This is a genomic window from Komagataeibacter xylinus (assembly GCF_004302915.1).
GTDB classification, from domain to species: domain Bacteria; phylum Pseudomonadota; class Alphaproteobacteria; order Acetobacterales; family Acetobacteraceae; genus Komagataeibacter; species Komagataeibacter xylinus_C.
Map to the genome: position 1 here is coordinate 66,367 of NZ_QQBI01000003.1, position 14,381 is coordinate 80,747.

General features: G+C 64.0%; 15 protein-coding genes and 2 tRNA genes. 12 read left to right on the top strand and 5 right to left on the bottom strand.

Going from position 1 to position 14,381, the window contains the following annotated elements; genetic code table 11:
* Positions 1–65: 65 nt before the first annotated feature.
* Together DV027_RS03050 and DV027_RS03055 are read left to right on the top strand one after the other, a co-directional pair.
* Positions 66–515, top strand: a complete 450-nt coding sequence (locus DV027_RS03050; protein WP_130730484.1) for a hypothetical protein — start codon at positions 66–68, stop codon at positions 513–515.
* A gap of 114 nt (positions 516–629) precedes the next feature.
* Positions 630–1,856, top strand: coding sequence for a cation:proton antiporter (locus DV027_RS03055; protein WP_130730485.1), 1,227 nt, complete (start codon positions 630–632; stop codon positions 1,854–1,856).
* A 42-nt stretch (positions 1,857–1,898) separates the two neighbouring features.
* On the opposite strand, the gene DV027_RS03060 is transcribed toward DV027_RS03055, so the two are convergent.
* A complete protein-coding gene (locus tag DV027_RS03060) occupies positions 1,899–2,294 on the bottom strand; it encodes a winged helix-turn-helix transcriptional regulator (protein WP_130730486.1) in 396 nt (131 codons plus the stop codon).
* Between the two features lie 110 nt (positions 2,295–2,404).
* On the opposite strand from DV027_RS03060, the gene DV027_RS03065 reads away from it, so the two are divergent.
* The gene (locus DV027_RS03065; RefSeq protein WP_130730487.1) at positions 2,405–3,469 is read left to right on the top strand and encodes an SDR family oxidoreductase; all 1,065 of its coding nucleotides are present in this window, start codon (positions 2,405–2,407) and stop codon (positions 3,467–3,469) included.
* Between the two features lie 53 nt (positions 3,470–3,522).
* Here the strand turns inward: DV027_RS03065 and DV027_RS03070 are convergent, their stop codons facing one another.
* The gene (locus DV027_RS03070; protein WP_130730488.1) at positions 3,523–4,791 is read right to left on the bottom strand and encodes an MFS transporter; all 1,269 of its coding nucleotides are present in this window, start codon (positions 4,789–4,791) and stop codon (positions 3,523–3,525) included.
* A 108-nt stretch (positions 4,792–4,899) separates the two neighbouring features.
* Between DV027_RS03070 and DV027_RS03075 the strand changes: the two genes are divergently transcribed.
* The 6 genes from DV027_RS03075 (at position 4,900) to DV027_RS17355 (ending at position 7,134) form a co-directional block, all read left to right on the top strand.
* The gene (locus DV027_RS03075) at positions 4,900–5,265 is read left to right on the top strand and encodes a tRNA-binding protein (protein WP_130730489.1); all 366 of its coding nucleotides are present in this window, start codon (positions 4,900–4,902) and stop codon (positions 5,263–5,265) included.
* Complete coding sequence (gene gpt / locus DV027_RS03080; protein WP_130730490.1) at positions 5,265–5,747, top strand: xanthine phosphoribosyltransferase; 483 nt, start codon at positions 5,265–5,267, stop codon at positions 5,745–5,747. Before DV027_RS03075 ends, gpt begins: the two co-directional genes overlap by 1 nt.
* A gap of 148 nt (positions 5,748–5,895) precedes the next feature.
* A tRNA-Pro gene (locus DV027_RS03085) sits at positions 5,896–5,972 on the top strand.
* A 22-nt stretch (positions 5,973–5,994) separates the two neighbouring features.
* Positions 5,995–6,300, top strand: a complete 306-nt coding sequence (locus DV027_RS03090) for an ETC complex I subunit (protein ID WP_165399092.1) — start codon at positions 5,995–5,997, stop codon at positions 6,298–6,300.
* Between the two features lie 26 nt (positions 6,301–6,326).
* Positions 6,327–6,403 (top strand) — tRNA-Arg (locus tag DV027_RS03095).
* A gap of 314 nt (positions 6,404–6,717) precedes the next feature.
* Entirely contained in the window at positions 6,718–7,134 is a 417-nt protein-coding gene (locus tag DV027_RS17355; protein WP_165399093.1) for a hypothetical protein, read from the top strand.
* A gap of 500 nt (positions 7,135–7,634) precedes the next feature.
* Here DV027_RS17355 and DV027_RS18030 read toward each other — a convergent pair whose 3' ends face one another.
* Positions 7,635–8,081, bottom strand: coding sequence for an energy transducer TonB (locus DV027_RS18030; RefSeq protein WP_275100967.1), 447 nt, complete (start codon positions 8,079–8,081; stop codon positions 7,635–7,637).
* On the opposite strand from DV027_RS18030, the gene DV027_RS17820 reads away from it, so the two are divergent.
* The 3 genes from DV027_RS17820 (at position 8,031) to DV027_RS03115 (ending at position 11,293) form a co-directional block, all read left to right on the top strand.
* Positions 8,031–8,531: a hypothetical protein gene (locus DV027_RS17820; protein ID WP_242621708.1), complete on the top strand. Its 501-nt coding sequence runs from the start codon at positions 8,031–8,033 to the stop codon at positions 8,529–8,531. The genes DV027_RS18030 and DV027_RS17820 overlap by 51 nt on opposite strands.
* A 73-nt stretch (positions 8,532–8,604) precedes the next feature.
* Positions 8,605–9,069 (top strand): DUF2946 family protein, encoded by a 465-nt coding sequence (locus DV027_RS03110; protein WP_207303404.1) that lies wholly within the window; start codon positions 8,605–8,607, stop codon positions 9,067–9,069.
* A gap of 67 nt (positions 9,070–9,136) precedes the next feature.
* Complete coding sequence (locus DV027_RS03115) at positions 9,137–11,293, top strand: TonB-dependent receptor (protein ID WP_130730492.1); 2,157 nt, start codon at positions 9,137–9,139, stop codon at positions 11,291–11,293.
* An 18-nt stretch (positions 11,294–11,311) separates the two neighbouring features.
* Here DV027_RS03115 and DV027_RS03120 read toward each other — a convergent pair whose 3' ends face one another.
* Both DV027_RS03120 and DV027_RS03125 read right to left on the bottom strand, forming a co-directional pair.
* Positions 11,312–12,679: a lipopolysaccharide biosynthesis protein gene (locus DV027_RS03120; protein ID WP_130730493.1), complete on the bottom strand. Its 1,368-nt coding sequence runs from the start codon at positions 12,677–12,679 to the stop codon at positions 11,312–11,314.
* A 170-nt stretch (positions 12,680–12,849) separates the two neighbouring features.
* Positions 12,850–14,118, bottom strand: coding sequence for an O-antigen ligase family protein (locus DV027_RS03125; RefSeq protein ID WP_130730494.1), 1,269 nt, complete (start codon positions 14,116–14,118; stop codon positions 12,850–12,852).
* Between the last annotated feature and the right edge of the window lie 263 nt (positions 14,119–14,381).

The window sequence follows — 14,381 nt, forward strand, 5'->3', positions numbered from 1 at the left end:
TCACAGGCTCCCCTTTGGGGGCGGCCTCGATGCGGGTAGCGTCACGCACGGCAGCGTGAGCAACCATGATCAGGATCAAACAAAAATGGCGACATCTGAATATAAAATATAAAAATATAGGATTCTTTTATCTATTATATTTTAAAAATAACTCATTTTCAAAATACCTAGATCATATAGAGATAACGAATATGAATATTCTCCATACGATTTCAAAACAATATTCAAATCAACCTTCATTCCTGCCTGTCGGGACAATCCTGAACTGGTTTTCCACGTCATGGACAGACCATCCGCATCAGAAGGCTCACCGGAAAGACCTTTTCCGACACTTTGATCGGGTGACGGGTCTGCCGTTCTCTTCAACACCCGGAGGTGGCGGCAATCGCCGTCATACCATCAAATATGTCAGACCCGTTCCGAACCACCATGCCTGCACCGCGTTTGATGCCAATGCCGGAATTTGCCTGCCGCTTTGCCGGGCATGGTTCGCTGCAAGATCAAAAAGAACATAATAAGAACTAATCTTGCATATATTCATTATTCTGCGCAACTTAAAAAAAATAAATCCCAAATGATTTTTTTATGCATATAACATATGCCTGTTTATAAATGGGAAAGGATAGCCATTGTCAGACATTACGGCCCTTGTTCTTGATGCCGGTCTCTTTGTTCTTCTCCCATGGGGGCTGTGGCGGCTGCTGGGGCGGACAATACCGATTGTTGTCCTGCCCATCCTGCTCGGCATCATCCTGGCCGTCATGCATGCCCCGGTGCAGCGCTTTGGCATTCCCTCCGTCTATGGCGACAACCTTGGCTGGCTGGCCGTTCTGGTGCTGGCCTTTACCGCCGGGCTGGAAATGTGGCAGCCGCCCGATGCCCATGTCTCGGCCCACACCATCCCTGCCCCGCCGCTGGGCCGCCTGCTGGGCGGGGCGGCCGTGGCGCTGGGCGGGCCGTTCGTGGTTGGCTCACTTCTGGTCTTTTGCTTTTTCCTGCCGCTGCATGGCTGGCAGCCGCCGCATGTGGGGCCGGTGGTCGGCGCCATGGCCATCGGGCTGTGCATCGCGGTCAGTGCCCTGCCGGTGCTGATCGGCATCGTGCGCGAGCTTGACCCCACCCAGCGTTCCATCGGCCAGCTTGCGCTCAAGCTGGCGGTGGTGGATGACGCGGCTCTCTGGATAGGGCTGGTAGTGCTGCAATTCGCCGCCCGCGGCCCTGCCGCCCTGCATGGCTGGACCGGGCTGGAAGCCGTGGCCGTGGCCCTGCTGGCGCTGCTGGCCCTTGCGGGCAACTGGGCCACGCGCAACATGCCCAACCCGCCTGCCCCCGTCATCTGGCTGGCGGTGCCCATCTATCTGGCCGCTGGCTCATGGGCCAGCATGCAGCTGGGGCTGCATGAGCTGATCGGGGCCTATTTCGCGGGCGCGCTCATGCCGCCGCGCTGGGTGGCGCGCCTGCCGGTGGAACAGGTGGGCACGTTCTCGCTCATCTGGCTTGCCCCCATGTTCTTTGGCCATAGCGGGCTGCACATCAATGGCGATGCGCTGACCTGGCCCTCGGTCGTGGCGTCGCTCATGCTGGTGGTGATTTCCGTGCTGGCCAAGATGGCCTCGGTCTATGCCTTCCCGCCCGCGCCCGGCCTGTCACGGCGGCAGGCGCTGAGCGTGGGCGCGCTGCTGCAATGCAAGGGGCTGATGGAAATCGTGGCCGCCACCATCCTGCACGCGCAGGGCATGCTGTCGGACTTCGCCTTCGCCTCGCTCATGGTGCTGGCGGTCATCTCCACCGCGCTGACCGGCCCGCTCTTTCGCCTGTTCGCACCGCGCACGGGGGCGGGCGGGCAATTGCGCTAGGGGCTGGCATAGCCGACAGTCACAGGCATTCCCCCTGACCTGCTACGGCTTCAGCGCCATGTGCCTGTTGCGTTCCACGCAATCGAGCAGTTCCGCGTGCTCGGCGCCCCAGCGATAGAGCATTTCCAGCGGGGTGACAAAGTGCTGGCCCAGAGGGGTCAGGCCGTATTCAACAGCGGGCGGCATGACCTGCATGACTTCTCGTGCAACCAGCCCCATCTGTTCAAGCTCGCGCAGGGTCTGGGTCATCATCTTTTTTGACAGGCCGGGAATGGCGCGCTGGAGTTGGCCGGGGCGGGATGCCCCGCCAAGCAGGTGCAGGGTATGCAGGATCATGGTGGTCCATTTGCCGCTGAACAGGCGTAGCAGGCGGCGCGGTGCACAGTCCTCCACAAAGGGAGCATGTCGATACTGATCGGGCAGCGGGGCGAGGTTCATGTACAGACTCCCGGGAACCTTTGGGTAACCAGGGCACGAAAAGGTGCCGGATTGCCTTTTGTAGCGTTTGCCAACAGCGTGTGAAACCCACGGCATTCATGGAGGAACAGATGTCTCACAAAGCACTCGTTGTCGGGGCAAGCGGCATTGTTGGCCAGAACCTTGCCAACCGCCTGGTGGCGGAAGGATGGAGCGTTTACGGCCTTGCAAGGCGGGTCGGGAACCTGCCTGCAACCGTCATGCCGGTTGCGGCCGATGCGCTCGACCCGGCCTCCCTGCGTGCGGCGCTGGCCGGTGTCATGCCCACCCATGTGTTTTTCACCACATGGACCCGCCGCGCCACCGAGGCGGAAAACTGCGTTGCCAACAGCGCCATGATCCGCAACGTATTCACGGCCCTGCCCAGGCCACAGGCTCTTGTGCATGCCAGTCTTGTTACGGGGCTGAAACATTATCTGGGCCCGTTCGAGGCCTATGCGCAGGGCGCGGCGCCACAGACCCCGTTTCGCGAGAGCATGCCCCGGCTGGACGTGGAAAACTTCTATTACGCGCAGGAAGACGTGCTGTTCGAGGCAGCCGACCGGCACGGCTTTGCATGGACGGTCCATCGTCCGCACACGGTTATCGGCCATGCCATCGGCAACCTCATGAACATGGGCACCACGCTTGCGGTCTATGCCACGCTGTGCCGTGAGGCGGGGCTGCCCTTTGTCTTTCCCGGCTCGCCTGCGCAGTGGCAGAGCCTGACGGATGTTACGGATGCACGCCAGCTTGCCAGCCAGATCCTATGGGCCGCCACCTGCCCTGCCGGGCGCAACAGGGCGTTCAATGTGGTCAATGGCGATGTATTCCGCTGGAACTGGCTCTGGCCTGAACTGGCCGCCTGGTTTGGCATCGAAGCCGCACCCTATCCCGGCCATGCCACATCGCTTGAACAGATGCTTGCAGGCAGGGAAGCACAATGGGCCAGCATTGCGGACAGGCACGGACTGCGCGAGCCGGCCCTCGGGCGACTGGCCTCGCCGTGGCACACCGATGCCGATCTGGGGCGGCCGGTCGAATGCGTGACCGACATGAGCCTCAGCCGCAGGCTCGGCTTTACCGGCTACCAATATACGCCCGATTCATTCTTTGACCTGTTCGAACGCCTGCGGACCGGACGCTACATTCCCTGATAACACAAAAAGGCCGGGATGCCGGCACGGCACATGACATCACTCCCGCCGACCTATTGCGGGGTGATGTCATCCAGCCGGTCCACGCGCCACAGGGTGGGGAACATCCGTATCCACAACCCGGTTATGACCAGCGTGCCAACACCGCCCAGCGCCACGGCCCCGACCGGGCCGATCAGCGTGGCCAGCATGCCGCTCTCGAACTCGCCAAGCTGGTTGGATGAGCCGATGAACAGCATGTTCACCGCCGAGACCCGCCCGCGCATGCTGTCGGGCGTGCGCAGCTGCACCAGCGCGCCGCGCACCACAACACTCACCACATCCGCCGCCCCCAGCACCGCCAGCGCGATAATGGACACGGCCATGGAGCGCGAAAAGGCGAACACCACCGTGGCCAGCCCGAATATGGCCACGGCCATGAACATGCGCGCCCCGGCCCGGTGGTTGAGCGGTTTCCACACCATGAAGACGGAACACGCCACCGCCCCGATGGCGGGCGCGCCGCGCAAAAGCCCCAGCCCCACCGGGCCGGCATGCAGGATGTCACTGGCATAGACCGGCAGCATGGCGGTGGCGCCGCCAAGCAGCACGGCAAACAGGTCAAGCGATATGGCGCCCAGCATGTCGGGCCGCGCGCGCATGAAATGCGCCACCTCGACAAACGTGGCCAGCGAGAGCGGCACCCGCGGCCTTGGCGCAAACACCAGCCGGATGCACAGCGTGCCGATGCACGCACACGCAAACCCCAGCGCGCACACAAGGTAGCACACCCCTGCCCCCGCCCCGTAAAGCAGCCCGCCCACCGATGGCCCCGTCACCGCCGCCGCCTGGAACAGCGAGGAGGACACCGCCGCCGCGCGCGGAAACACATGGGCGGGCACCAGCGATGGCAGGAAGGTCTGCTGGCAGGGCATCTCGAATGCGCGGGCCGCGCCGAAGATCATCACCATGGCATAGATCATCCACGGCGTGGTCCAGCCGCCAAACGCGGCAATGGCCATGAACAGCGCCGAGAGCGCCTCGATGGCCTGGCATGTGACCACGATCACCCGGCGGTTGAAATGGTCCGCCGCGTGGCCAGCGGGCAGCAGAAGCCCGGCCATGGGCAGGAACTGCGCCAGCCCCACCAGCGCCAGCGCCGTGGTGCTGTGGGTGAGCGCATAGATCTGCCACCCCACGGCCACGGCCTGCACGCAGGCCGAAAAGGAGGATGCCGTGCGGGCGGCAAGGAAAGCCAGAAGCCCCGGATGACGGTGCAGCGGCAGGGATGTTGCGCAAGGCGTGGGGCCTTGCGCGCCGGATGGAGCGGAAGCAGGAGGCATGATGGCTGTATCCTAACAGCAGCACTCGTGGATATCCTACGCTTTCCCCATCAAAAAAACGCATTCCCCCGTTTGCAAATCCGCCCCAACACGGGCAAAAGCGGTTGCATGACAGACCCTGTAGAGCATGCCACCGTGCCCGGCACACAAGGGGAAGCCCGTGAATGGCTCGATATCCGGGCCGGCACGGTCGTGGAGGCACGGCCCCTGCGCGAGATGCGGCCGCACGCCTTCTGGCTCACGATTGATTTCGGGCCCCATATCGGGGTGCGGTCATCGGTGGTGCAGGTCAATCACCGCTATGTGCCGGCCCGGCTGGTGGGCCGCCAGATCTGCGCGGTGATCAACGTGCCGCCCCGGCAGGTCGGTCCCTTCCGCAGTGAAGTGCTGACGCTGGGCATGCCCGACAGTAATGGAGAAGCCGTCCTGATCCGCCCGGATGGCCGTGTTCCCGATGGAGGAAAACTTTTCTGATGGCCAAGAGCTACGCAACCGTAACATGGGACCAGCTGCACCGCGATGCCCGCCAGCTAGCCAGCACGCTGATGAACCGTGGCCCCTTCAAGGGCATTGTGGCCATCACGCGCGGGGGCATGATCCCCGCCGCGATCATCGCCCGTGAACTCGACTGCCGCCTGATCGAGACCATCTCCGTCGTGACCTATGACGAGGAGAAGATGGGCGAGGCCAACGTGATCAAGAAAGCCGAGGCCGCCGGTGATGGCGAGGGCTTCGTGATCATCGATGACCTGGTGGATTCGGGCGTGACCGCCCAGCTCGTGCGCAAGCTGCTGCCCAAGGCGGTGTTTGCCTGCCTTTACGCCAAGCCCGCCGGCCGCCCCGTTACCGACCTGTTCGTGGTCGAGGTGCCGCAGGATACGTGGGTGCTCTTCCCGTGGGATACGGCGCCGCTGTTCATTCCGCCGCTGGCCAGCAAATCGGTCGAGAAGGCCTGACCCCTTCTGCGCGCCTGCCCCCATTACACGACGTGTTGTTCGCCGCACCAGCCTGCCCCGCTTGCCCGGGGCGGGCTGGCGCGGTATTTTTTTGCAAGAATGTGCTTGCCAGAACAGCCGTTGCCCCATAGTTTCCCGCTCGTGGTCGCGGGGCGTGGCGCAGCCTGGTAGCGCGCGTGTTTTGGGTACACGAGGCCCCCGGTTCGAGTCCGGGCGCCCCGACCATATCCTGGGAGTGACAATGCTCATGCGAGCCCGGATTTACAGGCAGTCAAAGCCCGCTGGCCAGTCGGGCCAGGCCATGACCCATACATGGGTGCTGGATTACGGGCAGAACCGCCCCCGCCATGTCGATTCCCTCATGGGCTGGACCGGCAGCACCGACACGCCATCGCAACTGCAACTCCAGTTTCCTGACCAGGACAGCGCCATTGCCTATGCCACCGCGCAGGGCATTGCATATGACATCGAGATCCCTGCCCCGCGCCACCGCAGGCCAAAGGCCTATGCCGATAATTTCCGGTATGACCGGATACAGAACTGGACGCATTAGGCGCGATCTGGCACAAGGGCAGGCTCGCGCCCTTAGCTCAGTTGGATAGAGCAACAGCCTTCTAAGCTGTGGGTCGCTGGTTCGAATCCAGCAGGGCGCGCCAGATTTCAATGACTTGGCGGCTTAAAAGTTTGCACGGTTTGCAGATGGTTTGCAGTGCACTATGGCTCACCAAGCTAGCTATGCCCCCCAGATGACCCCGTGTCGTAGCGATCGAGACCACCTTGCTGGTCTCCTGCTCCTGATGCTGTTCCCACAACGGTATGCCCGTAACCGTCACTTCCGTGCGGCCGATTTTTCGGAGCTTCCATACGCCGCAGGCGCAGGCAAATAAAAAGGCCCGGGAATAACCCGGGCCTTTCTACCATTACGCCTGGATCAGTTGGAGCTACCCTGGTCGCCGCGGCCTTCGCCACCATGACCGCCCCAGCCGCCATTCTGGCCGCCATGTTCGCCACCACGGCCTTCACCGCCACCGTGACCACCCCAGCCGCCATTCTGGCCGCCCTGCTCACCACCGCGACCTTCACCGCCGCCGTGGCCACCCCAGCCGCCATTCTGGCCGCCCTGCTCACCACCACGGCCTTCACCGCCGCCGTGGCCACCCCAGCCACCATTCTGGCCGCCCTGCTCACCACCGCGACCTTCGCCGCCACCGTGACCGCCCCAGCCACCACGATGCTCGCCGCTTCCATTCTGGTTCGAACCATCGAACTGGGCGTGAGCCGCAACCGGCAGGGCAGCACCAAGAGCAAGGGCCAGCACAAATGCGCGTTTCATAATCATTCCTTCATATCAACATATCGACCCTCAAGAGATTGGACTTCTCCGTGATAAATAAAAGGGAAGGCCGTGTAACAAAGAGAATCAAAATCCCCGTTTGGGGAATTCAAAATTATTTAAGCCCTGAAAATATATCTTGCATGATTGTTTTCATCATTCCTGCATGTCTGATATAAATATCTGCAATATATTCACGACTATCGAAACATCACGATGTAATATTCCGTTACACACGGCATATATTTCAATTCCATTAAATATTTCCTGGCATTAACCAATCCGGCAGACTGATGCGGCAGCCCCGACCGTCAGGATGGATGGTCGATCGTGATCGGAGCTGCCATCGCCAGACCACGTACGTTCCGGCGACAGGTCTTTATGCGGAAAATATTCCTAAAAAACTGATAATCAAACGACCTGCCTGAAAAAGGCGCTCGTTTTTTCAAGAAGGGCGAATGACTTCAAAGCCGTCAAAAAAAAGCATTGCTCCAGACGCCCTGCAGCGGCGCGGGCAGCCGCCTGCACGGGCTCTGCCCCTCCCGCTTTAAACTTCAATGCAGGTGAAATGTAACCGGCAGCAGGACATGTGTACCCTCAAGCGAGCGCCCCTGCCCGGTGCACTGCACCTTGCGCGCAGCAGCAAGGGCCGTGCTGTCCAGATCATCATAGCCGGTGCTGGATTTCAGGCTGACCTGCGTTACCTGCCCCTCGCTGCCCAGAACGACATCAACCATTGCATTGCCTTCCTCATGCATGTGGCGGGCCAGGGCGGGATAACGCCAGGCCGGAGGCGTGCAATGCGGTGCCGCTGGCGCGACAGCCGCTGCCTGCGCCGTGCTGGGTGCACCAGGCCTATTCTGCGTTGCCACAGGGGCCGACCCCGCCGGTGCGGCAGCGCCGGGCCGGGCTGGGGGCGGGGCAGACGATGCCCGGGGCCGCGTGGCAGGATGCACGACCGGCGCTCCGGCAGGCCGCGCGGCAGCGGGCGGCGTGGCCACGGCTTTTGGCTGTGGCTGTGGCTGTGGCTGTGGCTGTGGCTGTGGCTGTGGCTGTGGCTGTGGCTGTGGCTGTGGCTGTGGCTGTGGCTGTGGCTGTGGCTGTGGCTGTGGCTGTGGCTGTGGCTGTGGCTGTGGCTGTGGCTGTGGCTGTGGCTGTGGCTGTGGCGTAGCCGCCATGGGGGGTGGCGCAACCCCTGGCCGGTCGAAAAAGACCTGAACGGTGTTTTTTTCAGCAGGCGCGGCAGGCACGGGCGCGCGGGCGGGCAGCAGCCACGCGGCAATCACGCCGTGGCCCAGCACGGCGGCCACGATGGCCCAGCCCGCAAGCAGCCGGCCCCGCCGCCAGCCGGTGGGGCCGGTTGGCGTGACAAGAATCCGGCCTGCCGTTCTGTCCTGCTGCTGCACGCTTCCATCCATTGGGGCATGGGCGCGGGCTGCCTTGTCATTTGACAAAAAGCCCCCGACCTCCGAGAACACTCTCCTGTTACCGCCTTATCTTACAACCGCAAAGAACCTGTCCATCATGGGCCAAGCCCGCCACCCCTTCCTGCATGACATGCCTGTGATCCGCTGGGTCATGGTGCTGTGCGCGTGCCTGGGGCTATGGGGCCAGTTGCTGGTTGAAAGCCGCAGCCTGCCCGGCGAACTGCCGCGCGGCACCATCATGCGGCTGACCGGGATCGATATCGCCCCCGGCACCACGCAGGCGGACCGGCAGGCCGCGCTGCCACATCATCATATGATGATGGCGAACGCGCCCGCCCCCCATGAGCATGGCAACACGCCCCCCCATGGCCACGACCATGCCGAAGGCTGCCCGCTCTGCCCGCTCCTGCACCTGCCTGCCCTTGCGCTGGTGGTTCTGCCCTTCCTGCCCCTGCCGCCCATGGCATGGGCGGCCCACCGGCATGAACCCCGCCAGCCCCGCGCGCCCCCTCCTGTTCCGCTGGGGCTGCCCCCGGCCTGCGGGCCACCTTCCATCTCCTGAACTCACACGCTGCCGCGGGCCCTCATGGGCGCGCGCGTCTTTCGTTTTTCCGTTCAGGACATGAAAAGTGACTTCCATGAAAAAAACGGCCACCCCCATCGTGGTGGCCGCAGGCGGCTGCATGCTGGCAGCCTCCCTGCACCCGCTGGGCGCGCGCGCCCAGACAACCGTAACCCTGCCCGGCCTCTCGATCGAGGATACGGCGGACAGCGCGCCCATGGGCGACCGCCTGCTTTCGGCGGCGTCCCCTTCCGCCGCGCAGCGCACGGCGGCCAGCCTGAGCAGCCCCGATGCCGCCAGCCTGTTTCGCAACCAGCCCGGTGTCAGCACGTATTCCGCAGGCGGCCTCGCCGCGCTGCCCGTGCTCAACGGCATGGCCGATGACCGTGTGGCCACCGTGGTCGATGGCGTGCGCATCGCCTCGGGCTGCCCCAACCACATGAACCCCGCCCTGTCCTTCATCGACCCCGACAGCGTGGATACCGCCACCGCCATCGCGGGCATAACGCCCGTGAGCATGGGCGGCGACAGCACCGGCGGCACGATCGATGTCGAGCGCAAGGACCCGCAATTCGCGAAGCATGGCAAGGTGCTCGTGACCGGGCATGTCACCGGCACCTATCGCAGCAATGGCGGCGGCTATGGCGCCTCGGGCAGCCTGACGGTGGCGAATGACACGTTCAGCCTGCGCTACAATGCCTCCTACGCGCAGGCGGGCGACTATGAGGGCGGCGGGGATGCGGGGCTTGTGCGCTCGACCAGCTACCTGACCTACAACCATGCCGTGACCTTTGGCGTGCACAAGGGCAACCATCTGCTTGCCCTGACCTTCGGCCAGCAGGACACCCCGCATGAGGGCTTCGCCAACCAGTACATGGACATGACGAACAACCGCTCCACCTTCGTCAACGGCAAGTATCTCGGCACGTTCAACTGGGGCGAGCTCGAGGCGCGTGGCTACTGGCAGCGCGAGGACCACGCCATGGACTTCCTGCCCGACCGCGCCAAGACCACCCACATGCCCATGAACACCAACGCCCGCATGGCAGGCTACAGCATCAAGGCCACCATCCCCCTAGCGGAAGGCCAGACCCTGCGGCTGGGCAGTTCGTTCGACCATTCCGGGCTCAATGACTGGTGGCCGCCGGTTGCGGGCAGCATGATGATGGGGCCGGACACCTATCACAGCATCAATAACGGCCACCGCGACCGGTTGGGCCATTTTGTGGAGTGGGAGGCCGCCTGGACCCCGCGCGTGACCACGCTGCTGGGCTTTCGCAATGATCTGGTCATGATGAATACCGGCCCGGTATCAGGCTATTCATCGACCATGAGCATGATGAACATGGCCAACATCAACGCGGCCAATGCGTTCAACACCACCGACCGGGGCCGGACGGACGTGAACTTCGATGTCACGGCCCTTGTGCGCTGGAAACCACGCCGCGACCTGACCATCGAGGGCGGCTATGCCCGCAAGACCCGCTCGCCCAACCTGTATGAGCGCTATGCCTGGGGGCGCTCGGCCATGGTCACGAGCATGATCAACTGGTTTGGCGATGGCAACGGCTACGTGGGCAACCCCGACCTCAAGCCCGAGGTGGCCAATACCGCCTCCATCACCGCCGACTGGCACGACCCCGATGGCGACCGGTGGGACCTGAAAGTCCAGCCCTACTACACCTACACCCACGACTACATAAACGCCTACCGGCTTGCCAGCGCGGGGCAGTTCTACACGCTGGGCTTTGCCAACCATAATGCCCAGAGCTATGGCATCAACGGCTCGGGCAATTACCGGCTGTGGCAGAATGCCCGCTTTGGCCGGGGCGAGATCGTGGCCAACCTCAACTGGGTGCGCGGGCAGGACCTGACCAATGGCGCGGGGCTGTACCACCAGATGCCCACCAATGGCAGCGTCACGCTGAACGAACGGTGGAAGAACTGGAGCGGCCGGGTCGAGATGACCTTCGTCAAGGCCAAGGACACGGTGGACTGGGTGCGCAACGAACCCCGCACCCCCGGCTATGCCCTGCTGGGGCTGGGCGGGCAGTATCACTGGCGCTACATGACGCTCGATGCCAGCATCGACAACGTCTTGAACCAGAAATACGAACTGCCGCTGGGCGGCTGGTCGCTGGCCGATTACGCCGCCACCGGCAGCCTGCGTGCCCTGCCCGGCATGGGCCGGTCGTTCAATGTGAGCCTGACGGCAAGCTTCTGACGGGATCGGGACGGGTCATCACGCCCCCGTCCCGCCTTTCCCGCCCGGCGTTTCCGCCGTGGCGGGCCGGGCAGGCGCGCGCCCCGGGGCCATCTGGCCAAACCACGCCAGCACCGGGCGCAGGCAGATGCCAAACATGATCAGCCCCGCCACGACGCCTGCCGCCGCCGCCCCCTCAAGCCGCCACAGCCGGGTCATGCCATACACCAGTGGCAGGTAGGTCACGGTGACGATGATGCGGGCACGGAGCACGCGCGAGACCTGCCCGATCACGGTCAGCAGCGGCTCGAGCGGCACGATGCCCAGGCCGAGCACGGCGCTGCCCAGCATGAGCATGATCAGGTGGCGGCCGCCATGCCAGTGTACATGCAGCATCCATGTCAGCAGGATGTTGCCCATCAGCATCGCCACCCCCATGAGAGCGATGGAAAAACCGCCAATCGTCAGGAAAAGCTGCACGGTCACGCGCTTGATGCCGTACCAGTCCTGTTTGTCACGCAGGCGGATGAATTCGGGGTAAAGGGCGGGCACCATAAGTTGGGCCGGCTTGGCGATCCCTTCGCCAATCTGGCGCGAGACGCGATAGACGGCGGCATCGGCCGGCCCAAGCAGGCCGCCTACGAGCAGCGTGCCGAACTGGTTGAAAACCGAACTCAGCACATGGTTGCCACTGGTGGAAAGGGTGAAGCGCCAGATGCCCGGCGCATCGCCCTCCGCCAGGCGGGCAAACGGGTTGAAGCGGATGCCCCCCGCCAGCCGCAGCTGCAAAAGGCCCAGCACGGTGCTGGTGGTGAACATGGCCAGTTGCGTCATGCTCCACACCAGCAGGTAATAATCCAGCCCCATATGGTACATGAAGCCCAGACCCGACCCCACGGTGCGCACCAGCGTGCCCGACAGGTCAACCAGCATGTTCAGCCAGAAGGTATTGCACAGCCGGAACACCCCTGCCGACCATGAAAAATTCATGAACGCGATGGTGGTCATATACACCATCGCCGCCCCCTGGTCGGCCGCGGGCCAGCCCATGGCGGTGCCGAACAGCGCCACCCCCAGCGTGCCCACCAGCCAGCCAACCCCGCCACTGAGGTAATCGGCCCGCACACAGAACGCCAGCACGCGCGAGAACTGCGCGCGCCTGCCATTGGTGAAGGGATCGGTGCCATAATGCAGCAGCGGCTGCCATGACTGCAGGTGGGTTGCGGTCGAGATCGCGGTGCCGAAGGTCGTGACGAGCATGAGCACGCCAAAGCGCGACAGCCCTAACGCCCGCACCGCCCAGGCGATGTAGAGGAAGCTGCATATGGCATTGGTCGCGCGCCCTGCAATCAGGAAGCCCGTATTGCCAAAAATACGCTTGAGCGCATCGCCCGATTCACTCGCCATGGGTCACCACACGCACAGATACCCGCGCCCGGCGCAAAGCCGGACACGTTCCTACAGAACAACAGGGGGAAACGATGGCGCAGGCTCCCTTGGTTCAAGAACGGTCGCGGGCCGGAAAGGGCATACGGGCCGACCGCGCGGGGCACTCTAGTGCGCCGAGGGCGCCGGGGCTAGTCCCTGCCGCGCAAGGGTTGCAAATGAGAGGCAGGCGGAACACGGGCCAGCGCCCAGCCTATGGCCATGAACAGCCACCCCGCCGTGGGCTGGGTCAGCAACGAACTCGTCGACTGCAACGGCCACAGCACCACCACGCACGCCACCGCCAGCATCAGCCGTTGCGGATCGCACGGGGCCGTGGCAGCCCCCCCCCGCCACGCCCGCGCCAGCACGCAGGCGGCGAAGGCTGCAAACAGCACCATGGCCGGCACGCCGCCCATGGTGCCCATGAGCAGGTAGAAATTATGCGGATGCAGGTTGCACCCCACCGCCGCGCCATGCACGCCTTCGCGCACGCCAAGCCCGGGCAGGCCATGAAAATACGCCGGATCAGGGCAGGCATGGCGGAACCCGTCAAACCCCAGCCCGAACCATGGATGCCGCGCGATCATCACGCCCGCGCGGATGAACAGCATGCCATACGGGCTATCGGCAAAGCCCTGCATGTGCGCGACAAAGTTGAGCACCAGCTTGTGGTAGGCCTGGGGCGCCAGCAGCGGCGACAGGGCCACGGCCCCCGCCCCCAGCGCCACCGCCGCGCCCACCACGGCCCGCAGGCGGGGCACCAGCAGGCCGCACAGCCCCATGGCCAGCAGCAGGTGCAAAAGCGGCATGCGCTGGGCAATCAGCACCATGGTCACCACCAGCCCCAGCAGCAGCGCCCCGGCCATAAGCCGCCCCCGCGCCCCATCGCGCCGCGCAAGGTCAATGGCCAGCGGGAACAGGCCCGGCAACGCCGTCATGACCAGCGCGTGCCCCGCGCGCGGCGCCCATAACGGGCCGAGCAGCGCGCCATCCGCCCACCGTCCGTACCCCATAAAATTGCGCCCGCACAGATATTGCTGCCAGCACCCCGCCACCAGCCATATGGCCACGGCCCCATAAGCCCGGGCCAGCACCCGGCGCGTGCGCGGATCGGGCAGAACCCAGTGCTGAAGGGCGGCGACAAAGACAAAATACCGCATGAACGCCACGGCCTGCATAACACCATGTCCGGCCAGAAGGGAGGCGAGCACGATCTGCGCCCAGAGCAGTGCCGCCGCCACCACCCAGCCCTGCCGCAGCCAGGTCCAGTCCCGCCGCAGCAGGCAGTGGGCCACGAACAGGACTGCCACGGCGGTCATGACAATTTCCGCAGGTGCCAGGGCATAAAGCAGCAGTAGCGGCATGGGGATGACCAGCCCGGTTGCGATCCTGCGCATCCATTGCTCAACCTGCTGCATTCACCCTGCCCATCGTGCCCTGTGTCCGTGCCGGTCTATCGCACCGGCATGCGGAAACAAAATGGATTGCATGCCCCCGCCGCGCCACGGGGCATGATGGTGGCCCAAACTCCTGCTGCCCCGCCGCGTTCAGGCGGTATTCACCGGAGGTCACGATGCGCCTGATCCCCTGCCCCCTCGCCATTCTGCTCCTGACCCTGCTGCTTGCCGGCTGTTATGGCCCCGAGCCGAGCCACCATAATGATGGGGGCATACAGGGACCG

Coding starts and splice junctions, on each gene's coding strand:
- DV027_RS03050 (WP_130730484.1), top strand. CDS start 66: ATGATCAGGATCAAACAAAAATGGCGACATCTGAATATAAAATATAAA.
- DV027_RS03060 (WP_130730486.1), bottom strand. CDS start 2,294: ATGAACCTCGCCCCGCTGCCCGATCAGTATCGACATGCTCCCTTTGTG.
- DV027_RS03065 (WP_130730487.1), top strand. CDS start 2,405: ATGTCTCACAAAGCACTCGTTGTCGGGGCAAGCGGCATTGTTGGCCAG.
- DV027_RS03070 (WP_130730488.1), bottom strand. CDS start 4,791: ATGCCTCCTGCTTCCGCTCCATCCGGCGCGCAAGGCCCCACGCCTTGC.
- DV027_RS03075 (WP_130730489.1), top strand. CDS start 4,900: ATGACAGACCCTGTAGAGCATGCCACCGTGCCCGGCACACAAGGGGAA.
- gpt (WP_130730490.1), top strand. CDS start 5,265: ATGGCCAAGAGCTACGCAACCGTAACATGGGACCAGCTGCACCGCGAT.
- DV027_RS03090 (WP_165399092.1), top strand. CDS start 5,995: ATGCGAGCCCGGATTTACAGGCAGTCAAAGCCCGCTGGCCAGTCGGGC.
- DV027_RS17355 (WP_165399093.1), top strand. CDS start 6,718: ATGACCGCCCCAGCCGCCATTCTGGCCGCCATGTTCGCCACCACGGCC.
- DV027_RS17820 (WP_242621708.1), top strand. CDS start 8,031: ATGCACGACCGGCGCTCCGGCAGGCCGCGCGGCAGCGGGCGGCGTGGC.
- DV027_RS03110 (WP_207303404.1), top strand. CDS start 8,605: ATGGGCCAAGCCCGCCACCCCTTCCTGCATGACATGCCTGTGATCCGC.
- DV027_RS03120 (WP_130730493.1), bottom strand. CDS start 12,679: ATGGCGAGTGAATCGGGCGATGCGCTCAAGCGTATTTTTGGCAATACG.
- DV027_RS03125 (WP_130730494.1), bottom strand. CDS start 14,118: ATGCAGCAGGTTGAGCAATGGATGCGCAGGATCGCAACCGGGCTGGTC.